Here is a 22240-nt window from a genome sequence, read left to right as displayed (position 1 = left end):
CTATCGGCAGTTTGAGGACGTCGCCAAGGCGGCCTGACTCAAACAAATCGGTCTCCGATGAACCCGGGGCGATTCAGAGTGAACTATGAGGTCGCCCGGTGCTGTACTCGATACGCCATTCCTCAATCAGCCGCTTGGCGTGGCGCATCGAGACGAACCCGTGCTCGTTCAGGCATTTCATCGCGAAACCGCCCATTGAAGCTCTCGATATAGGCACTCTCCACCGGCTTGCCAGGCTGAATGAACGACAGCGTGACACCAGCTTCGTAGGCCCATGCATCCCAGCACCTTACCAGCGAACTCCGGCCCGTTGTCGACCGTGATGGATGCGGGTAAGCAACTTCCCGTCGTTCTCGCAGTTGTACCCATTTGCGCAACTGGTTCGCATTGACCCCAGCCTTCAGCGCCAGACCTGCCAATGACGCGCCCGGCTAGCGGCAGGCTTCGATCAACTTAAGCTTGCCCTCCGGATCGTACCGATGCTTACCGTCCGCGCACGGCCGGGTCACTCGCAGAGGGAGAAAGTCAAAGTCAGTGTCGGTCATCATTTGCGTCCGCAATTCAAGTCTGCGGACGCAATCGTGGATTGATTCAGCCGCGCCGGCTAGGTGCGGAGAATTTCGCACTTACGTTATTTCGAGCAGAAAACGCCGCTGATTTCAAGCACGGTCGTTTTCGAATGCAAGCCGCTACAAATAACGTGACAATGCCCTGCCCATCGCTTCGAATCGTCCAACTTTCTTTGGATAGGCGGACGGTTTTGACCAGATCCGCAAAGCCTACTCGTCACAATTTTTTCAAACAGTCGACAAATCAATTAGTTACGTTTCTGGCATGGTCATTGCCTAAAAGGTAGTGCGGCATCGTGTGGTGTCGCAAAACACTTTGATGAGATTTCCATGTCTACGTCCGATTTTGTCTGCGTCAAACCTCTGCAGCTGCTTGAAGCAATTCACCATGTTCAAAACGAGGTAGGTAAGGGAAGAAATAGGCGACTATCTCAACTGACTGTCAGTCTGGAATTTTTTCGGAGGTAAATTGGCGATGGATAACTACGGTTGGGATGTAGTGTATGCGTGCTCTGGAGAATATATCAACCGGCAGCTCGCTAATAATGCCGACAAACTGATTCAGTCTTTCATCTATGAGGATTCAGCTGTCAAGATTTCTGGACAGTTCGGCGCATGGCGTATTGTTCCAGGTGGTAGCGGCCCACTATTGCAGTTCGAAACACCTATCACATCGGGAGAAGTGTATTTTAAAAAGTTTAATGAAACCATTTCGCTGAATGGCGTTATCCCTCTTGTGCAGATGCAATTGAAGCTAATCAAGGGAAGCAACCAGCAGGTGGCTCGCACATTGGTGTTCAATTGCACAACGGTTGGAAAAAAAAGGGGTGATACTACACCTGGTGCAGTAACGGTAATCAACCCTGATACATCAGGAGCTCTTGCGAAGTATCTCGACAAAGCCGAAGCTGCCTGGGGTGCCGCCGTGCTAACAGCTGGGCTTGGTGCCGTTTTTACGCAAAACGCGAATCAGCTTGACTTCGTTTTTGGCGATATGCTGCCAGTACCGACAGGGCAAAATGCAGACTGGCTAACGCCAGTAAATGTAGCGTATGCCTACCAACAGCCGATCAATAACTCGCTTGGTGGGATAGCCATTCTCGGTATGCTTAGCAATAGATCTATCGATAGCTTGCCGCGTAATTTTGATACCAACTTGTTGCTGAATAAAGACTTCGGTTTCATTTTGTCCGGGCAAGCGTTCATGCAAAACGTGATTATCCCATCATTGCCCGCGGCATTCCAAGGCAACTGTCACATGAATGACTTCTCTTTGAATTCGAATGGCTCCATCACTATGAGAGAGAGATTCGACCTAAACTCAGTCAGGGTGGGGCTAATCGATTATACCCCCACTGTTACAGCCGTTAACTATCATATTGATGACAGCTCGATACGCTGCTATGTGGCAACCAGTACAGATATTTCGGGGCTGAGTGGCGCGTATGTCACAAACTCTGTGACATCCAACAATATGTCGGCGTTTAATGTATCAAGCCGCACATTATCTTTTTTGGCGGATAACGAGATGACTATTACAAAAGATTCGCATATCCCTTGCTGGGAACAGGCGATAGGAATTTTGACGTTGGGCATCATGAATATAGTGATTGATGCCATCAGTTTGGCAATTCAAAACTCGGTCGGCAATCTTACATCCTCGAAGACCGCGCAATCGCTTGGCAAGCTGGCACCGGGATTAGTTACTTGGAGTGGTCAACAAAGCATAACCGTAAATGCAGGAGGGCTAGCCAATAATATCTACATGCAAGGTTCATTAAACTAAAATTTCACACATATCTGGAAAAAAACATGGCTACTAATAACATTCAAGTCGTTACCCCCACGGATACCTCAGTCGACACGTTCGGCTGGGATACTGCGTATATTGCTCCGTTTCCTGTAGTAAACCAAGCAATTATGAAGCAACAGAGTTACCCGAAACAATTTAATTATTCGGATGTGACAAAAATTACTATTTCTGGTAACTGGACATCATGGCAACTGACACCAGGTGGTGCCGGCGGCGATGTGCAGATGATCTGTGAGGTACAGTCTGGAACCGCAGCTGGTAGAGAGATGGAAGGCGACCTCAAAGGTTCAAAATTATTGATTCAGGTTAAGCTGAAAGCTGTGGCAGCAACCGATCCCATCAATGATCCGACTGCAAAAGATCAAGGTAAGCCTCAAAAATTGATTATCAATACTAGTGGAGTGGGCCTGGACCCAGCGGTTTCGGTGATTTCAGGGGAATTCCCCAATATAACAGATGATCTATTGAAAGATGTACTGCCAAGCATATTTAGTAAATATTTTAATGAAAAAATTAGTGAATTCGGCCATGTTTTTGCGGTGATGAATTTAAACGAAGTAGCTGATAAAGATGGCTTCCAATGGCTAAAACCAACAGCCTTTCAATATGCAGTAGCATCACCAGAAGATGGCTCGCTTGAGAACAGCGCGTTTGGATTGATTGCCATGGTGCAAAATCATCCAGTGCCGCCAACCATGCAACAAGCAGTAGATGTACGAGCACTATTGAATTTGCCTAAAGGTGCCAATTCTTCATTTGTAATCAGCGAAACCATGGTGGCACAGAATATGTTGTTGCATGGCGCCATTTCGACTATTCAAGGGTCGTCCGCTTCCGATTTTGGTTTCAGTGCAGATGGGTTATCAGTAACAAACGTGAAGGACTTGGTTTGGGGGAATTTTGCAACGAAAGGCGGTATTATTAGCCCGGCAATCGCAAAAAACAATTTTACCATGCGCGCCGACGATACTTATGTATATTTGGAAATTGCCGACGCAAAGTATGAGACATCTCCAGGCATCACGGTCCACATGAATCTGACCCAGAAATTTACCTACACAACGGTACGGGCAGAAAACGGTAACTATGTATTTATTCCAGATATCACCGGTTTTGGTAATCCTAGCATCACCGCCAACGTAAGCGTGGCGGAGTCGTTGCAGATTGCCAATATCGTTGTGATGGCCGTCGGGGCGGTTGCTGGACTTCTGTGTGCTGTGGGTGGATTTGCCGTTAAAATAGTAGAAGGCGTCGCAGTGACTGTCGATGAGGCTGCAAATACCGCGGAAATTGTAATGGGCGAAGAAGTTATGGCTGAAGCTATTGCGGAATCCCCTGAGCTATTAACTACTGAAAATGAAGCAGGCGCAGCGGCGGCCGATGCAGGTGCTGCTGCGCCTGCAGATTCGTCTCTAGTACAGAACTGCGGGATTTTTACGTCCACTCAATTTCGTGCTGGCCTCGGCTTAATCACCGCCATTGCAGGGTTCACACCTGGTATTGGGACCCAGATCGCCCAATTAATTGCTTCGAAAAAATACAATGATATTCCGGCCTTTGACAATTTTGCAGCAAACTGCATGGGTGCATCAGTGTGGCCAGGTTTGTCTGATTACAAACTTATTGGAGCAAGCTTTCGTAGCAGTCTGGTAATGGCTTTGGCAATGGATGCAGCTAGCTGATGTAAAAATGAGGCTCCCCGCCCCTTGGGGCGGGGGTATTGAGCGGCCCCGGTTTTCAGTGCCAAGGGCAATGTTAGTCTTCGGCGTTCTGTTGGTCCGTCAGCTGGGCCTGCAGGCCCAGCTGACGGACGTATTCGGCAGGTGACATTTCGCCGAGGGCCCTGTGAGGCCGACTCTCGTTGTATTCCACCCGCCATTGCTCAATCTGCTCTTTGGCGTCCGTCAACGACGTGAACCAGTGCGCGTTCAAACACTCGTCGCGAAGCGTGCCATTGAAGGACTCCACGAACGCGTTGTCCGTTGGCTTGCCGGACCGGCTGAAGGCAATCTCGACCTTGTGATGGTAAACCCACAAGTCCAGCACTTGACTGGCAAATTCCGAGCCGTTATCGCACAACAGCGCGCGCGGTGCTCCACGCCTCATGCGCAATTCCTTCAGCACTCGCACGACGTCCGGCGCTCCCAGCCGCTGGCCGACGTCGATTGCCAGCGCTTCGCGCGTGAATACATCAACGATGGTCAGCGCACGAAATCGCTGACCGCCTGCCAGCTGGTCTGCTACGAAGTCCAAACTCCACGCATGGTTCGCCGCTGTGGCCCAGACGCGGGCGGGACGTCATTTGTGCCCGCCGTTTGCGGTTCGGCCTGTCGCTACGCTACAGGCCTTCTTCGCGATACAAGCGATACAGCCGGTTTTTGCTGACCTGATAGCCGTCCCGGAGCAGCAGCACGCGTACCCCTTCTGCAGATCGCCACTCTTCTCGAATTCGTCACACCACGCCTTGAGTGAATTCTTCGTTGGGTAGCCCAACTGGCGAATGGTCGCCTTGATGCGCTTCCCGAGTTTCACGTACAGCTCGACCGCCCGCATGCGTTCTTCGCATGAATACATGGACTACCTCCAAAGTAGCCCAAGATTTTGGACGCATCCCCAGTGGGTCAGGTTTCCGTGCAAATCAACAGCCCAGTATTTTTACGGGGGCACCCATTTGTTTATAGCAAAGAGAAAATAATCCACCAAAATAAACAGATTCCGAATTAAATAAATTTTATTGATTATATATATAACTTATATTCATATCGCAAAATAAAAACATTGTTAACCACGAAAAGTTGAGCACTTAATGCTGTAACATGCTCGGCAAAGTAACAATCTTGTAAATTAGCGTAGCCTGATAGGCGAGAGCATCATTGCGCTGCATTCTATCGAATCGCTAGATTGATTATTAAATAACTCTTTAAAAATAAAAGGCGACCTATGAAGGGCAATACTTAAAAGGGGCAATACTCTCACCTCGCTTGGCGACCGCGTTTCACATAGCCGAAATTTGTGTAGCTCAACCGGAGGCTCAGCGCTGGACACCTGAAGTCCGTCCGCTGTAAGGGGACCACCGCGTAAGCCATGGGGAAAGGGGCGCATCGCGATCTCGGCAATATCCATGTGCCAACGCCCTCGCGATATAAAAATTTTTATCTTCAACATAAAAATTTCATGAATCGATTGTTTGCATCCATTTGGAGTGACGTCTCCGGTTGTTGGGTTGCCGTCGCGGAAACGACTCGTGCACGCAGCAAGCGTTCGAGCAGTGAATCCTGTACAAGTCGAGATATCACGCACCTTAAGATCGCGAAAGCGAACCTCGCCATGCTCGCCGCTGCGCTGACCACGCTGTCGGCCACCCCCGCGTTTGCTTCAACCTGTGGCGACGGGACAACTGTCACGAATGGCGGCACTTGTACGCTGGGCAGCTTCACCCCAACCGCTAACGGCAATTTGGCCGGAGCAACATCCGTTGCAGGCGGCGACGCGGTCGCCGTTACGGGTGCATGGACCGGTGCCTTTGGCGACAGTGGCTACACGGAAACGCCGCTCGGTAATACAACCATCGTATCGGGCAACCCAAATCAGCCTTTGCTGTCGCTTGGCGCCAAGATGCAGAGTGTCAGTACGCCGGACCCGATCACGGGCACTCAGACTTCGGTTGCCACCTACAACTCGTCTGCGTTTACCACGTCGACCGCAGGCTCGACCACTGTATTAGCCTTCCATGACGTTAATGGCAACCAATACATCAATACGCGAATCGGCACCGTCAACAGTTCCGGCGGCACCCTGAACGTGTCGATCGGCAATCCGGCGAACGCGCCTTCCGCGACCGGCAACTCACTCACGATGGCGGCCAAGCAGACCGACCTCGCATTTGCGGACGGCACCGGCGCAACGTCGAGTGCCATTAACTGGAACTCGCGCAACCAAGTCTTGTTCAATACTGGCGATTATGTGAGCCTCGGCGGTCCAGTCGGTACTGTCTATCTCAACGTGCCGGCCTACACAGGCAAGTTCACCGCGTTCGACGGCAGCACCTGGACGGTTACCGATACCGCGTCGCTCGCCGCGTACAACGATTTTCTGGTGCGCTCATTGAAGAGCGGCGCGCTCGGCTCGCAATCCGCCTACGATAACGCGTTCAACCAGGCCGTCTCGGTTACACAGCAGCCGTTCCAGTTCGCGAACAACGTCTCCGCAAGCGACCAGAACACGCTGCCCATCGATCACCTTTCTGTGATGCACGGTACTGGTGCGAACGCGACGGTTCATATCGGCCAAAACGGTCAGATCGACTTCCGCGGTGTCAATGTAGTCGACGGCACTCAACCTAACACAGTCGAAACGAGCTCGGCGGTCCTCGCGGAAAACGGCGCGCACTTCGTCAACGACGGCCGCCTGTCGGGCGACTTCACGCTCGTGCGCCTGCTGAGCGGAGCAAGCGGCGTCAACAACGGCGCGATCTCGTCCGGGTACGCATCCGGCGACAACTTCAACACGGGCGGCAGCGCGCAGCCGAACAATTTCGACTTCCACGCGTACACCGAAGGCAACGGCGTGTATGCAAACGGCGCCAGCACCACGTTCGTGAACAACGGTGTGGTGAATGTCGGTGCATGGAACTACATCAGCAACAAAGCGGATCTGCAGAACTATGCAGTGGCGGTAACAGGAAGCGCGAGTGCTTCGAACGCCGGTACGATCAACGTCGGCGTGAACACGACACCGCTCGACAGCCAGGTGATCGGCGGCCTTGTCGCCGGCGGCAGCTTCACGAACACAGCCGGCGGCACGATCTATCTCGGCCGCGCGGCTCAGTACAATGCTGCGTCGCCGGAGGCCGTGAACGATGTGGCGCTGTCCGTACATTCATACGGCATCCTGCTCGGCGCATCGGGCACCGCCAGCAACCTTGGCACCATCGTGATTGGCTCGCAGACGCAGAGCGGTGCCGCTCTTGCGAGCATTAACTCGTCGTCCGGTACGCTGAACAATGCGGGCACGATCGTCGTAAACGGTGCGGCACCAGGAACGCCACTCGCCAACGTCGGCATGCTCGCGGCCGATACGGCTGCGACCGTGACCAACACCGGCACGATTGCGCTGAACGGCGTGAACGGTATCGGCGTCATGGTCGTCGGGACCGGCACGAACCCAACGTCCGCGACGTCTACCGGCACGATCAACGTGGCCGGGGGCCTCAATCCCGCGTCAGGGACTCGCAACTACGGCGTTTGGGCCGAAGGGCTGAATGCGACCTCGACGTTGAACGGCGCGGTCAACCTGACGGGCACCGGCGCGATCGGCGTGCACGCACGCTCGGGTGCGACGATCAACGTCGACGCGAACGCGGTGCCGGCCTTCATGTCGGGCACGAACCAGATCGGCTTCTACGCATACGGCGCGGGGTCGAAGATCAACGTCGCTGCGCAGCACCTCACCGTCGACACCGACGATTCGACGCTGTTCCGCGTCGCGGGCGGCGCAGCGTACACGGGCACGTCGACGGCCGGCGCGCTGACGACCGACGTCAACGGCCAGCGTGCGCATGGCGTGCTCACGACCGACGCCGGCACGACGCTGTCGACCGGCAATGCAATTTACAACGTCAACGGCGCGAACGCCATCGCAATCGCGGTCGAGGGCGGTGCGAACGGCACGATCGACGCCGACGCGACGATCAACCTGAACGCGGCCGGCACGATCGCAGGCGTCGTCGACGGGCAGGCGCACGACCTCACCGGCACGAACGCCGGCGCACCGGTCGCGACGACGCTGACCAACCGCGCCGCCGTGACGTCGTCGACCGCCGGCGTGACGGGCTTCGTCGCGCAGAACCTCGGCACGCTCGAGAACCGCAATACGGTGCTGCTGACCGGTGCCGGCTCGACGGCCGTCGTCGTCGGCACACAAGGCACGGTGAACAACGCGTCGACGATTCGCGTGTCCGACGGCACCGGCGCGCTCGTGCAGGGGGCGTCGGCGATACTCGCCAACGCCGGCTCGATCGAAGCTGACGACGGTATCGCGGGCGTGCGCCTGACGGGGGCCGGCGCATCGGTCGCACTGTCGGGCGCTGGCACCGTGACAGCGAACGGCAGCGCCGACGGCGTGCTAATCGACTCGACCGTCACGGGCGGCGGCATCGCGGCCGGCGCGACGTCGATCGCGGCCGGCGGATCGGGCAGCGGGATCCACAACCTCGGCACGAACGCCACGATCGCGCTGGCCGGCACGCGGATCGCCACGACCGGCGACGGTGCGGACGGCGTCACGTCGACCGGTGCGAGCGCGCGCATCACGACCGATGCGGCGACGGTCGTCCGCACCACCGGCACCAACGCGCACGGCCTATACGTATCGGGCACCGATTCGACGCTCGCGGCCAATGGCACGACGGTCGCGGCGACCGGCGCCGGCGCGCATGCGGTCGTGATGGACGGCGGCGCGACGGCGCTGCTGTCGGGCGCGACAATCGCCGCGTCGGGCAGCGCGGCCGATGGCGTCGTCGCGCAGAACGGCGGGCGCATCGCTGATACGGGTTCGTTGATCCACAGCGCGGCCGGCAACGGCACAACCGCGAACAGCGGCGGCGTACTCGCGTTGACCGGCACGACGCTCAAGGGCGCGACGGCTGGCGTGCTGACGTCGGACACGCTCGCGAACGGCGCAACCAGTTCGGTCCTAGTCGACGGCGGCAGCGTGGCGTCCGTCGCCGGGCCGGCCTTCGCCGCGCGCGGCGGCACGGCCAACATCGCGGTACGCAACGGCACGGTCGTGACGGCCGGCAACGGCACGCTGCTGAACCTCGCGAGCGGCAGCAACATGACGTTCAACGCATCGGCGGTGAACCTGGCCGGCGACATCGTCTCCGACGCATCGAGCACCGGCAACGTGGTCCTCACGAACGGCACGACGCTGACCGGCAAGATCGATCCAGTCGCGCTGACCATCGATGGCACGAGTACGTGGCGCATGACGGGCAGCTCGGTCCTGAACAGCCTGAACAACGCGGGCCTCGTCGCGTTCGCCGCCCCCATCGGTCCGCCAACGCTCACGGGCAGCTACAAGACGCTGACGACCCGCAGCTATGTCGGCAACGGTGGCACGATCGCGCTTAACACGTATCTCGGCGCCGATGCGTCGCCGACCGACCGGCTGATCGTGAACGGCGGCGCCGCAAGCGGCACGACCGGCCTGAAGATCACCAATACGGCCGGCACCGGTGCGCAGACGACGGGCGACGGGATCCCGGTGGTCGTCACGGCCAACGGCGGCACGACCATCGCGTCGGCGTTCCATCTCGCAGGCCCTGTGCAAGCCGGCGCGTACGAATACCGGCTCTATCGCGGCGGTCAGAGCGACGCGAACGGCTGGTACCTGCGTTCGCGACTCGATCAGGCCGACTCCGGTGATAATCACAATAACGGGAACGGCGGCGCAATCGCGTATCGTCCGAGCGTCTCTGGCTACGCGATGATGCCGCAGCTGAACGCCGACTACGGCTTCTCGACGCTCGGCAAGCTGCACGAACGCGTTGGCGACATCTACAATGTCGAGAAGCAACAGGCCGGCAATCGCGACGGCGTGTGGGGGCGCATCGGCGGCCAGAGCCTCGATGCGAACGCGGGCCGCTTCGCGGCCGACGAGCGCACGTTCTTCGCGCAGTTCGGCAAGGACTGGACGCTCGACCAGGCGCCGAACGGCGCAGGCAGCACGCATGCGGGCGTGACCGCCAGCATCGGCGTGTCGAACGCGAGTTTCAGCGACATGGCGCGCGCCGATACGCAGAACCTGTCGACCTCAACGGGCTCGGTCGAGATGCACGCGCAGAGCGTCGGCGGCTACTGGACGCGCTATCTGCCGGACGGCACCTACTTCGACAGCATCGGGCAGGTCACGCACTACGGCAACCGCTACCGCGACAGCTACAGCAACGAGGCATCGCAGAACGGTTTCGGTATTGCGCTGTCGCAGGAAGTCGGCAAGCTGTTCGCGATCGGCGGCATGCCGATCGCGATCGAGCCGCAGGCGCAGCTGATGTATCAGTACCTGAAGTTGAACGGGTTCAACGACAACGTGTCGGCCGTATCGGGCACGACGACGAACGCACTGCGCGGCCGCGTCGGCGTGCGCATCTTCCGGCCGAACCTCCAGTCGAATGCGGGCGGCGGCGCCGCGACGCCGTACTTCACAGCCGACGTGCTGCACGACTTCCTGTCGCCGGGCCAGACCGTCGTGGGTAGCACGCCGTTCGCGACGCGCCTCGGCCGCACCTGGTACGAGCTCGGAGTCGGCGTGACTGCGAGCTTCGACAAGTCGGGCGAGCTGTACGCGAACGCGAAAATCGCGCGCAACATCGGCGGCGATTACCGGCGCGGCATCGTCGGGCAGGTCGGCTACCGGTACAGCTGGTAACGGCGCTGCAACTTGTAGTTGTTTGGGTGCGTATTTCGGAAAAAATGAACCCTCATTTCGGCAGAATGAACAACCGTTTCGGTGCGACTGAACACCGATTTTTCAGAAACGGAGCAATCTGACAGCTTTTCCAGGCACGCTACGCAGCGTAGTCATCCTCCTGCAAAACTGCTGTTCGGGGCTTTCCGAAATCAGTGTTCAGTCGCACCGAAATGGGTGTTCGACTTCGCCGAAATACGCAGTTTGGGTTCTGTGGCATTGCCACGTTGTTGATTGGGCGCGCATCGAGAATTGCCGGTGTTGTCGATCAGACGACCGCAGACGGAATATGGACCAGACTGGTGAATACATGCCAAGCCTCGAACCGAGCCGCAAGTTGTTTTCGATAGAGCGAGGCGCGCGGCAAATGTCGATTGAGCGCGAAATGTTGCCGGATCGGACCGAAGCACGACAGGAACACCTGTGTTTGTAGTGGTCTAATGAACCCGGACACTGATTTAGGCGAGTATGCTCGCCATGAAGAGGTGTCAGATGCCCAAGCAACGTCGTACGTTTTCCCCGGAGTTCAAACAGCAAGCCGCGTGTCTGGTGCTCGACCAGGGCTACAGCCCTAAGGAGGCGAGTCGCTCAGTCGGCGTCGGTGAGACGGTACTGCGCCGATGGGTGCGCCAGCCTCAAATGGAACGTCAGGGTGTCACGCCACCGGGCAAGGCAATCACGCCGGATCAGCAACGCATTCAAGAACTCGAGGCGCCTATCGAACGCCTCGAGCGCGAGAAGGCAATTTTAAAAAAGGCTACCGCGCTCTTGATGTCGGAAGGCATCGAACGTACGAAGTGATCGATCAGATCTGCGCGGGCGAATCAGTCGAACTGATGTGCACGGTATTCGATGTATCGCGGTCCTGTCTATATGCGCACCGGGAGAGCGTGCCCAGCGCGTAGATGCCGAGCGTATGGCGTTGCGCAGCCGGGTGCACGAACTGTTCGTCGAGAGTCGAGGCTCTGCTGGCAGCCGCAGCATCATGGGCATGATGCGCAAGGAAGGCACGGCGATTGGCCACTTCAAGGTAAGTCGCTTGATGGAAGAGCTGGGGTTGATCTGCAAGCAGCCCGGCAGCCATGCATACAAGCAAGCCAAGGTCGAGAGGATCGATATTCCGAACCATCTCAACCGTCAGTTCGAGGTTGATGCGCCGAATCAAGTCTGGTGTGGCGACATCACGTATGTCTGGGCACAAGGCCGTTGGCATTACCTGGCCGCCGTACTTGATTTGTTCACGCGCCGAGTCGTCGGCTGGGCATTCTCGACACGCCCGGATGCCGATCTGGTCGTGCAGGCGCTGGAGATGGCCTATGAGCAGCGTGGTCAACCGCAAGGCTTGCTGTTTCACTCGGATCAAGGCGGTCAGTATGCGAGTCGGAAATTCCGTCAGCGCCTGTGGCGCTATCGGATACAGCAGAGCATGAGCCGTCGCGGAAACTGTTGGGACAATTCTCCGATGGAGAGGCTGTTGCGCAGTTTCAAGACCGAATGGCTGCCGTCAGCGGGTTACATGTCCGCGCAGGAAGCACACCGGAATATCAGCCACTACCTGATGCATCGGTACAACTGGATACGGCCGCATCAGTTCAATTGACCCGCCCCCGGTTTTAGTCCGAACTGGAGTTGGAGTCCGAGGTTAAAAACTGCTGCTTTGCATCGTGTGCCCGAGCGAACTGCGCAGGCGTCAGATAGCCGAGTGAACTATGAGGTCGCTCGGTGCTGTACTCGATACGCCATTCCTCAATCAGCCGCTTGGCGTGGCGCATTGAGACGAACCCGTGCTCGTTCAGGCACATCTGCGCCATGGTCTAGCGGAACCGGTCTACGCAACGAGATTCCCTACCACTATATCTCCCCCGCCGTACCACTCTCATTGCGTGGTGAAAAGGCCGCGAAGCTAATGCAGTCGTGGTCGTAGACCGTTCCATTGGCGAAGACCGGACAAATCCGGATCGCGCGGGATGTCATCCCGATGATAGCTGCTGTCTATTACCTTCAAAAATCAATATGCGAGAAAAAGCTCACCATCATTGAGATATAGCAGGCAACACCCTCCTTCCATCCCCCAAAAATCAGGTTGACTTTATATCTTTCGATATATATCTTTAGATACATCTAAAAACACATTGGAGTCCTGAGATGCGCCATGCTCATCTGTTTTCACGCCGCATAGACGGCATGCACGATGTATCCGGCCACGAGCGATACACCCGTGAACATCACCATCATGAACGGCTCGGCCGCGACCCATTCAGCCGTGAATGGCTTGGTTATGGACCGTTCGCGATGTTCCATCACATGCGGCACATGATCGGCGGTCGCCGGCGCGGCGGCGCCCGGCACGGTTTCGGGCCGTTCGGCGAAGGTTTTGGCAGCGGCTTCGGCGGCGGCCCGAACGGCTTTGACAACGACGGCGCATTGCCGCGCGGCCGTCAGTTCAGCGCGGACGACCTGCAACTGCTGCTGCTCGCGCTGCTGGCCGATCAGCCCAGCCACGGCTATGAACTGATCAAGGCGCTCGACACCCGCTCGGGTGGCTTTTACGCGCCCAGCCCCGGCATGGTGTACCCGGCGCTCACGTATTTGGAGGAACTCGGCTACGTAACGGTGCAAGCGGAAGGCAATCGCAAACGCTACGCGCTTGCCGACACCGGCCGTACACATTTGAACGCGCAGCGCGAACGTGTCGAGATGCTGTTCGCGAAGCTCGAACACCTTGGCCGCAAGATGGAATTCATGCGCCGCGCATTCGCTGGCGACGCACCGGCTGACGACGATACGCGCGGCTGGCTGCAGGAATTCGTCGACGCGCGGATGGCGCTAAAACATGCGCTGCTGCGCAAAAGCGGCGCGAGCGCTGACGAGCAACGCCGCATCGCGACGATCTTGCGGCGCGCCGCCGCTGAAATCGAAGGCCGGACAACGGACTGAGCGCCCACATCGGCTTTTCAAGGAGAACCACTTCATGACTCAACCGCTGACCGGGCGCATAGTCGCGCGCGTGCGCCACCCACTGAAATTCCGCTTGCTGCAAGTCAAGCGCGTCTGCGCCGTCACACCGCATCTGATGCGCGTCACGCTCACAGGCGATGAATTGCACGACTTCGAATCGGCGTCGTTCGACGATCACGTGAAGGTATTTTTTCCGCCTCCCGGCGAAAACGCGCCCGCGCGCCCCGAACTCGGCCCAAACGGCATCGTGTTTCCCGAAGACCGGCCGCGCCCCGTCGCACGCGATTTCACGCCGCGCCGCTACGATCGCGACGCGCGCGAACTCGATCTTGATTTCGTGCTGCATCATCCGGGCCCGGCATCGCAATGGGCGGCGCAAGCGCAGGTCGGGCAAATGCTCGGCATCGGCGGTCCGCGCGGCTCATTCGTTATCCCGAAGGATTTCGACTGGCATCTGCTGATCGGCGACGACACCGCGTTGCCCGCGATCGCCCGGCGGCTCGAAGAATTGCCGGCCGGCGCGCGCGTCACGGTGGTGCTGGAAGTCGCGGATCCGTCTGCGCAGGTCGACTTTGCAACCCACACGAATCTGTATCGGGTTTGGCTCCACCGGAACGATGCGGCGCAAACCGCAAACGACACGAGTCAACTGGTCAGCGCGCTGCGCGAATTGCCGCTGCCGGCAGGCGACGGCTATGTATGGGCTGCCGGCGAAGCCTCCGAGATGCGCGCCGTGCGCGAGCATCTGTGCGGCGAGCGCGGCATCGCGAAATCACGGATTCGAGCAGCCGCGTATTGGAAGCGCGGCGCGAGCGCGGTTCACGAATCACTCGACGAATAAGCCCGCGGCCCGCAATAGCCGGCGTACTCCATCGCGCCGGCAAACCACCGCGCATTGCAATCGGCGGTTGTTGCCGCTGCTGCATCTGCACGTGCAATGTTCTATATCTGTTTCGACGGCCTGCGTTTGCCCCGGTGAAAGTGTCACGGCGCACGCCAGTGTTTTTCGTCGCGAACTCCGAAGCAAGTGTTCTCGTCCCGGGCATCGTTGTCCGACACACTATGCCCCATCCATCCAGCTACGCCGGTATTTGGAAGAAGCTCGGGATTGCCGGCTATTGCAACCTTGCCGCAATCGCGATCGGACTATTCGTCGCGATGTGCGCGATTCTGAAAAACGGTGTGATCGAGCGCGAAGCCACGCATCGGCGGCAGAATGAAAACGTCGAATTGCATGGCAGCACGGACGCCGGACACGCCACCCCGAACGACGCCGCCGAAACAAAAACCCCTGGTTGATTCGGAACTTCGTGAGCGCCGATCAGCCGGAATAATTAGTCGATGCGAATCGACTTGCCATGCAACCGCGCGAGCGTGGCCGCATGCACCGTCTCGCCGATCCTATCAAGCAGCGCCGTCAACGGACGGCCGTACAGATGAACGGCCAGCGCGCCGGCCGTTCCGCCGAGCGCCCCGCCCGCGATATCGAACGGCCAGTGCACACCGACATAAACACGCCCCCATCCGACCACAACCGCGATGATGGCGAGCACGATGCCTGCCACGCGCGTCGCCGCCGCGACGATAAGGCCCGCCGCAATGCTCGCAACGAAGGTCATGTGATCGCTCGGAAACGAGCTGTCCGGCGCGTGTGGCACGAGTTGCGTGCCGATGCCGAGCGCGAACGGCCGCGCGGAGTACCAGAAATAACCGATCAGCTGCGCGAGCGCGAGTGCCGCGCACGCTCCAAGACCGGCTTCAATCGCCTGCCGCCGCGTTGGGCGCGCGCCCATGATCCAGGTCAGCAATAGCAGGATCGGCACCGCGTACACGAGCCAGTCAGCGGCAAACACCCCCAAATGGGCGACGGCTGCATGAGGAGTCAAGCCCGCGTTGAGCGCGGAAAAAATGGCGAGATTAAGATTTTGCATGGGACGAAAACAGTGGCGGAGTCGCACGCCAACGAGTAATGAGGTTCGTCCAATGCTAAAAAGCACATGCTTAAGAACCACTTAATACCCGAAGCGCCACAAAACCAAAAAGAAAGCAGAAGATTCTAACAACGCACGGGTTCGAGAACACAAGTTTGATGAAAGTTCAATCGCGCAGCCTTTCTTGGTAAGCCAGCCCACCTTTCCTCTCCCGTAACCGCTCACCATTCCCCCCGAAAAATCTCACCTTTCTTTTTATTCAAAATATTTCGAACACCTGACAACGAACTTCCCCGCCTGACATTCGCGCCATACCACCTTCGCAAAATTGTCAAAATTTGTCATTTCGTTTAACTAATTTTCGCAATAATCTTTTCCAAGTGCGGCACCGCACAAGTACCGCGGTCGCGCTTAGCATAGCGAATACTTTTGCCTGCCAACGAAACGATCACGAAAGGAGCGCTCATGAAATCCAGCGATGTTCGATCGAAAGCTTTTACGATGCCACTTACTAGCCCGGCATTCCCAATGGGCCCCTACCGTTTCGTCAATCGGGAATTTCTGATCATCACCTATCGCACCGATATCGATCTCTTGCGCGAAATCGTTCCGGAACCGCTGAAAGTCACCGAGCCTCTCGTCCATTACGAATTCATCCGGATGCCCGATTCGACGGGTTTCGGCGATTACACCGAGAGCGGACAGGTGATTCCCGTCGAATTCAATGGTCAGCCTGGCGGCTATACGCTCGCCATGTACCTGAACGACCACCCGCCGATTGCGGGAGGCCGCGAATTGTGGGGCTTCCCGAAAAAACTCGCACAGCCGACGCTCGAGACCCACATCGACACGCTGCTCGGCACGCTCGACTATGGCCCCGTGCGCGTCGCGACAGGCACGATGGGCTACAAGCACAAGGAACTCGATATCGCCGAGCAAGCCAAGCGCCTCGGCGGAGCGAACTACCTGCTCAAGATCATTCCGCACGTCGACGGCTCGCCGCGCGTGTGCGAACTCGTCCGCTATTACCTGCAGGACATCACGATGAAAGGCGCATGGACCGGCCCCGCGGCGCTGTCGCTCTCGCAGCACGCGCTCGCGCCCGTTGCCGATCTGCCGGTGCTCGAAGTTGTCGAGGCGCGCCATCTGATCGCCGATTTGACACTCGGCTTGGGCGAAGTCGTCTACGATTACCTCGCGCAGTGACGCGCGTCATTTTTTCTTCCACCACATTCTCCATAGGAATTCGATCATGAGCAATCTGAACGGCAAAACCGCGGTCGTGACGGGCGCTGCAAGCGGCATCGGCAAGGAAATCGCGCTGGAACTCGCTCGCGCAGGCGCAGCCGTTGCGATCGCTGACCTGAACCAGGATGGTGCCAATGCGGTCGCCGCGGAAATCGAGCAAGCGGGCGGCAAAGCAATTGGCGTCGCAATGGACGTGACGAATGAGGACGCGGTCAACGCCGGCATCGACAAGGTCGCTCAGACGTTCGGCTCAGTCGACATTCTCGTGTCGAATGCAGGTATCCAGATCGTCAATCCGATCGAGAACTATTCGTTTGCCGATTGGAAGAAGATGCAGGCGATTCACGTCGACGGCGCGTTCCTGACCACGAAGGCCGCGCTCAAGCATATGTACAAGGACGATCGCGGCGGCGTCGTCATCTATATGGGCTCGGTGCATTCGCACGAGGCATCGCCCCTCAAGTCGGCCTACGTAACCGCCAAGCACGGCCTGCTCGGTCTTGCGCGCGTGCTCGCGAAGGAAGGCGCGAAACACAACGTGCGCTCGCATGTCGTATGCCCCGGCTTCGTGCGCACGCCGCTCGTCGACAAGCAGATTCCCGAGCAAGCGAAAGAGCTTGGCATCAGCGAAGACGAAGTGGTGAAGAAGGTGATGCTCGGCCAAACGGTCGACGGCGTGTTCACCACCGTCGAGGATGTCGCGAAGACGGTGCTGTTTCTGTCGGCATTCCCGAGCGCCGCACTCACCGGCCAATCGTTCATCGTCAGCCACGGCTGGTTCATGCAATGAAACCGCGCGCCCGTACCGAGAAGCAGGCGGTCGACCCGGAAATCCTGCACAACGAAGCAAGTGCGCCACATGCGCCGGCCCGCGATCTGCCGTATGAAACGATCGCACTCGTGCTGCAAGGCGGCGGCGCGCTCGGCTCGTATCAAGCCGGCGTGTTCGAAGGGCTTCATGATGCGAGGATTCCGCTCAACTGGATCGCCGGCATTTCGATCGGTGCGCTCAATACCGCGTTGATCGCCGGCAATCCGCCCGAGCGGCGCGTCGAGCGACTGCGAAAGTTCTGGGAGACGATCTGCCAGCCCGCGTTCCTCCCGTCGCTGCCGGCCGCCTTCGAGCACGCGCTGTTCAACGGTCACGAGCATTTACGCTCGATGCTGACCGCAACGCAAACCGCCAGCGCGTTCCTGCAAGGGCAGCGCGGCTTTTTCGTGCCGCGTTTCCCGCCGCTGTTGCCGAACATGACGCAGCCGCCCGAGAAGGTCAGCTATTACGACACGTCCGCGCTGCGTGCGACGCTACTCAAGCTGTGCGACTTCGACCGGATCAATTCCGGCGAGATCCGGGTATCGGTTGGCGCGGTCAACGTCGGCACCGGCAACTTCGCGTATTTCGACAACACGAAAACGACGCTGCGGCCCGAGCACTTCATGGCGTCCGGTGCGTTGCCACCCGGCTTTCCGCCCGTCGAAATCGACGGCGAGTTCTACTGGGACGGCGGCGTGGTGTCGAACACGCCCCTCATGGAGGTGCTGCGCGCAACGCCTCGCCGCGACACGCTCGTCTTCCAGGTCGATCTGTGGAACGCGCACGGACCGTTGCCGGAATCACTGAACGATGTTGCCGAACGCACCAAAGACGTCCAGTACTCGAGCCGCACACGCTTCGTGACCGACATGCTGCAACGCGAGCAACGGTTCCGCAACGTGCTGCGCCGGGTACTCGAGCAGGTGCCCGAAGACGTGCGCAAGCAAGATCCGTGGTGCCAAAAAGCCGAAGAGCTGTCGTGCAGCCGCAGCTACAACGTGCAGCACCTGATCTACCAACAGAAATCCTACGAGCACCAGTACAAAGACGTGCAATTCGGCTTGTCGACGATGCGCGATCACTGGAATGCCGGGCTCGCTGATATTCGCAAGACGCTCTCCGTGAGCGACGGCCTCGACCTGCCCAACAACGACGCAGGCTTCGTCACGCACGATATCCATCGAATCCGGTAACGCTCTTTCGACGTTGCTGCAAATCCGCGGCCGGTTTACATCGGCCGCGTTTTTTCCCTATCTGTCGACGACATGCCGCTTCTGCTCATTCCACTCGTGCTCGCCGCACTCATGTGGGGCGCCGTTCTCGCCTTCGATGCGATGGCCACCTGCCTAGGCAGCACGACCGCGATAGGCTTGGCCGCCGTTGCCGCCGTGCTGCTTGTGGCGGTGATCGCCCTTTGGCTCAGGCGTTACCGCGAAATCGCACCAAACGCGCACGACGACGGTTGGACGCATGTCGTACAACGCACCTGGGGCCATTTACGCGTATCAACGACGAAAGGGTTACTGTGGCTCTCGCAAAATGGCGCGGACGGCCGCTATACGCTGACCGACCTCGACGCTTGCCGCACTGAGATACGCGACGGCCGTTGGTATCTGATCGTCGCCGTGCGCGACGCAGACCACGCCGAATGGACGCTGCCGATGCAGAGCAAGCGTGATGCACTGCGTTGGGCGCGCGTGCTCACGCTTGCGAAACTGCAGCGGCTGTAACGGGAAGCCCGGCATTAAAGCCGGCAGCGAGCCGCCCCGTCCCCAATCCCGAAAACTCTCACCTTTGGCCGGCGTCGAAATATCACGCGCTCGTCAAGATGAAGCGCCCGTGAGCCGTTGTTGAAGGCGCCCAACGGGGCCGTCCGCCGATGCGCCATCCACTCTTGCGCGCTTGCACCAAGGGTTCATTCAAACGTAGTGCCATCCCTTGTAATCCCGCGCCGTCTTGTCGGAGCGCTCTCTCATTTTCAGATTGGCGCCCCATACCGCGCTCTGGATTTCCTTCGGTGTAAATCCGAAGTATTTTTTGAAGTCTCTCGTCAAGGTGGATACGCTATAAAAGCCATACTGGTAAGCGATATCAGAGAGCCGCCGCTTCGGCTCGCCTTGCATGGAAAGTATCAAATATATCTTCCGTAGCCTGGCTACCTTGATATATTCATTGACGCCGAGATTATTCTCGGCAAACAGTCGATACAAACTCGCTCTCGATAATCCGACCTCTTTGCAAATCGACTCGACATTCAGCGCGGGCGATGCAAGATTCTCCGCGATGTATTTCTTGATGCGGCCGAACATCTCAACCTTCAACTCGGATTGGGCCTGGTGGAGATTGTCCTTCGTAGGCATCAACATCGCGGTCAGCATACCCAAGGTTGCCTGGGCGACATTCGGAACTTCCGCTGCGGAAATGTCATGTAGCTTCGTCGCTAGCGAGTGGAGATACTGGCTCGTCAGCGCAGCCAGCGTGCCGCTGACGACCGTGCCGTGACGCTCGGACAAATCGAACGGAATCAGTTTGCGCGGTACCATAAGCACAACGAAGCTCCCGGCATGCACCTCCACCTGGTAAGGCTTCGTCAAGTCGGCGATGGCGATCTGATGAGGCAGCACGTGTTCGACACTATCGAACTTGCTCGCACGCCATGCATTTTCCTTGCTCGTTCTGAAAAAATAATGATCGAATCCGTCTTCGCGAATCCGCTTGTCACAGCGAATCGCGTCATAGCTTACCGGATCATCCTGATACTTAGTGGTGTACGTTACATTACCAATCATCAATTGATTGACATGAACGCCATGAAAATGGCTGTCAATCGTGGAATCGTTTGAAATGCCGCGATTTCCTGGTACCACCTGGGCCAATACGTTCTGATCGCGCCATACATCGAGTTTATCTGATGATGAATAAGGAGACGTCGAAAACTCAAAGAAAACCGGGCCAGACATATTGCCTCCAATTCTTATAGATATCGCATATATGTAGAGTGGGGAAATACCAATACGCGTCCCTGCCGATCAAATCGGCGCATAGCCAATGCGGCAAAGCGGTGAGTTTTGAGTTCGGTGCCGTGAATACCGGCGAGATCGCGCAGTGCCGATCTTATGGTTCGAACAGCGCCATCGGCACGTGATGACTCATTTGCCGGTCACTCATTGGGACGCAATGGATCGTGCTGAATACGACTACGGCATGCCGAACTGGCCACTCGCCCCGCTCATCGAATGCGGGCATCTGAATGCGCAGCCGGCAGGAAAGTTATGCGCCCAGCCATGCGCGAATGCGGTTGCAAATTCAATACGCTTGATCGACATCGTTTCCCTCGTTGGTGAACATCGACCTGCTTCTCAATGCGTCTCGTCTTCCTGGCGCACACCAGCGCGACGTCGGCGTCATTCCTTCCGACATCGCGCCCCGGCTGCATCTGGGTCATCGAGATTTTTCGGCGTGCTGGGCCGCACGCTTCTAGACATATGGACCGTAACGTCAACGCAGGCACCTGCGCCGCGGCAACGTTTATATCCGCCGCTCCCCACAATCCGATACGGGGCACGCACCCCGTGCGTTCGTCTGCACCCAAGGCAGGGTGCGGTTCCGCCCTTCGACTGGCATTGTCGAGGGCATCCCTGGTGCAATCACCGACGCATCGGGCATTGCCTCACATGCGGATACGAGCCCTCCCGAGCGGGCCGCATGCTGATGTCTGTTCATCGAGAGTTCCGCGCGAATTTGCTCGGCTAACGCGTGGGGCAACACCATGTCGTGACCTGTCCAACGATCGAGAAAATCGGACAACATCTTCAGTATGGAATGACCCGTCGCCATATCGTCTCCTGCATTCATGCGACTCCCCCGCCGGCCCCGATTACGAGAGATCGCCTCGCACGTGACGACTCGGGCATATAGCCCTCACATCATATGGTCGATTCAACGAATCGACCATATGACGAACAGGAACCATCGGACAAGGTCAAATTATATTTATTCAAAGATGAATAATCAAAGATTTTTTCATTTTTTCTATTATGGAATTTCGCTTCCATAATACGCAGAAAGCTTCTGATACTTTTATTTCTTGGCCATGTCAGCATCTGCAATATGAAGTTCGGCTCTACCGGCGCGGCAATTCTCATTGCCAATTAAAGCAAATCAATTTATAAAAAATTACATCTTGAATAGTGCATTTCCAATGAACTTTCATTCTGATTATTTTATAAGCCGAATTTCGTTAAATCCCGGTGATGCGATATTGTTTTCGCAATTTTTTGCAAACGCGCCTTCGGCCCTGATCGAAGCCGCGCCAGGAAACTAGGTTAACTCGAATCGACATCCCAACCGCATCGTTAGCTGTACCACCCGCCGCCCAACGCGCGAATCAAATTGACCGTCGAGACGGCCTGCGCGCCCGTCAACTGATTGGCCTGCAACT

Annotated in this window: 13 protein-coding genes and 6 pseudogenes; 11 read left to right on the top strand and 8 right to left on the bottom strand. The window is 57.6% G+C overall.

The annotated features are described in order from the left end of the window. Positions 1-73: 73 nt before the first annotated feature. Positions 74-333: pseudogene (locus WS68_RS29225) on the bottom strand (transposase family protein); the annotation flags it as partial. A 2-nt stretch (positions 334-335) separates the two neighbouring features. Further along, positions 336-560 (bottom strand): annotated as a pseudogene (locus WS68_RS29220) (transposase); the annotation flags it as partial. A 484-nt stretch (positions 561-1044) separates the two neighbouring features. Here WS68_RS29220 and WS68_RS27110 point away from each other — a divergent pair. Both WS68_RS27110 and WS68_RS27105 read left to right on the top strand, forming a co-directional pair. Beyond that, positions 1045-2355, top strand: coding sequence for a TULIP family P47-like protein (locus tag WS68_RS27110; protein ID WP_082710302.1), 1311 nt, complete (start codon positions 1045-1047; stop codon positions 2353-2355). A 26-nt stretch (positions 2356-2381) separates the two neighbouring features. After that, positions 2382-4064 carry a TULIP family P47-like protein gene (locus tag WS68_RS27105; protein ID WP_082710301.1) on the top strand — a complete coding sequence of 561 codons (1683 nt, stop codon included), beginning with the start codon at positions 2382-2384 and terminating at the stop codon, positions 4062-4064. A 73-nt stretch (positions 4065-4137) separates the two neighbouring features. Here WS68_RS27105 and WS68_RS25455 read toward each other — a convergent pair. After that, a pseudogene (locus WS68_RS25455) lies at positions 4138-4801 on the bottom strand (IS3 family transposase); the annotation flags it as partial. Then, positions 4798-4956 (bottom strand): annotated as a pseudogene (locus WS68_RS28160) (helix-turn-helix domain-containing protein); the annotation flags it as partial. The pseudogenes WS68_RS28160 and WS68_RS25455, both read right to left, overlap by 4 nt. A gap of 600 nt (positions 4957-5556) precedes the next feature. On the opposite strand from WS68_RS28160, the gene WS68_RS25445 reads away from it, so the two are divergent. Beyond that, on the top strand, positions 5557-10809 hold the full coding sequence (locus WS68_RS25445; RefSeq protein WP_059573479.1) for an autotransporter outer membrane beta-barrel domain-containing protein: 5253 nt from the start codon (positions 5557-5559) through the stop codon (positions 10807-10809). Between the two features lie 307 nt (positions 10810-11116). Here WS68_RS25445 and WS68_RS29215 read toward each other — a convergent pair. Beyond that, positions 11117-11308, bottom strand: a pseudogene (locus WS68_RS29215) (IS6 family transposase); the annotation flags it as partial. Between the two features lie 32 nt (positions 11309-11340). On the opposite strand from WS68_RS29215, the pseudogene WS68_RS27095 reads away from it, so the two are divergent. Then, positions 11341-12448, top strand: a pseudogene (locus WS68_RS27095) (IS3 family transposase). 13 nt (positions 12449-12461) lie between these two features. On the opposite strand, the gene WS68_RS25430 reads toward WS68_RS27095, so the two are convergent. After that, positions 12462-12659, bottom strand: a complete 198-nt coding sequence (locus WS68_RS25430) for an integrase core domain-containing protein (protein ID WP_156429676.1) — start codon at positions 12657-12659, stop codon at positions 12462-12464. Between the two features lie 334 nt (positions 12660-12993). Between WS68_RS25430 and WS68_RS25425 the strand changes: the two genes are divergently transcribed. The 3 genes from WS68_RS25425 (at position 12994) to WS68_RS25415 (ending at position 15105) form a co-directional block, all read left to right on the top strand. After that, positions 12994-13785, top strand: a complete 792-nt coding sequence (locus tag WS68_RS25425; RefSeq protein WP_059573477.1) for a PadR family transcriptional regulator — start codon at positions 12994-12996, stop codon at positions 13783-13785. Between the two features lie 34 nt (positions 13786-13819). Beyond that, on the top strand, positions 13820-14647 hold the full coding sequence (locus WS68_RS25420; protein ID WP_059573476.1) for a siderophore-interacting protein: 828 nt from the start codon (positions 13820-13822) through the stop codon (positions 14645-14647). Between the two features lie 221 nt (positions 14648-14868). Further along, positions 14869-15105 (top strand): hypothetical protein, encoded by a 237-nt coding sequence (locus WS68_RS25415; protein WP_059573475.1) that lies wholly within the window; start codon positions 14869-14871, stop codon positions 15103-15105. Between the two features lie 35 nt (positions 15106-15140). Here the strand turns inward: WS68_RS25415 and WS68_RS25410 are convergent, their stop codons facing one another. Next, positions 15141-15737, bottom strand: a complete 597-nt coding sequence (locus WS68_RS25410) for a phosphatase PAP2 family protein (RefSeq protein WP_059573474.1) — start codon at positions 15735-15737, stop codon at positions 15141-15143. Between the two features lie 465 nt (positions 15738-16202). Here WS68_RS25410 and WS68_RS25405 point away from each other — a divergent pair, with 465 nt between their 5' ends. The 4 genes from WS68_RS25405 (at position 16203) to WS68_RS25390 (ending at position 19529) form a co-directional block, all read left to right on the top strand. After that, the gene (locus tag WS68_RS25405) at positions 16203-16943 is read left to right on the top strand and encodes an acetoacetate decarboxylase (protein WP_059573473.1); all 741 of its coding nucleotides are present in this window, start codon (positions 16203-16205) and stop codon (positions 16941-16943) included. A gap of 46 nt (positions 16944-16989) precedes the next feature. Further along, a complete protein-coding gene (locus tag WS68_RS25400) occupies positions 16990-17775 on the top strand; it encodes a 3-hydroxybutyrate dehydrogenase (protein ID WP_059573472.1) in 786 nt (261 codons plus the stop codon). Continuing rightward, a complete protein-coding gene (locus WS68_RS25395) occupies positions 17772-18992 on the top strand; it encodes a patatin-like phospholipase family protein (RefSeq protein ID WP_059573471.1) in 1221 nt (406 codons plus the stop codon). Before WS68_RS25400 ends, WS68_RS25395 begins: the two co-directional genes overlap by 4 nt. 72 nt (positions 18993-19064) lie before the next feature. Beyond that, positions 19065-19529: a hypothetical protein gene (locus WS68_RS25390; RefSeq protein WP_059573470.1), complete on the top strand. Its 465-nt coding sequence runs from the start codon at positions 19065-19067 to the stop codon at positions 19527-19529. A gap of 189 nt (positions 19530-19718) precedes the next feature. Here the strand turns inward: WS68_RS25390 and WS68_RS25385 are convergent, their stop codons facing one another. Further along, complete coding sequence (locus WS68_RS25385; RefSeq protein ID WP_082710300.1) at positions 19719-20759, bottom strand: AraC family transcriptional regulator; 1041 nt, start codon at positions 20757-20759, stop codon at positions 19719-19721. Between the last annotated feature and the right edge of the window lie 1481 nt (positions 20760-22240).

The organism is Burkholderia sp. TSV86 (genome assembly GCF_001522865.1).
Classification (GTDB): Bacteria; Pseudomonadota; Gammaproteobacteria; order Burkholderiales; family Burkholderiaceae; genus Burkholderia.
The sequence above is the reverse complement of the archived record's forward strand: the minus strand, read 5'-3'. Positions and strand labels throughout refer to the sequence as shown.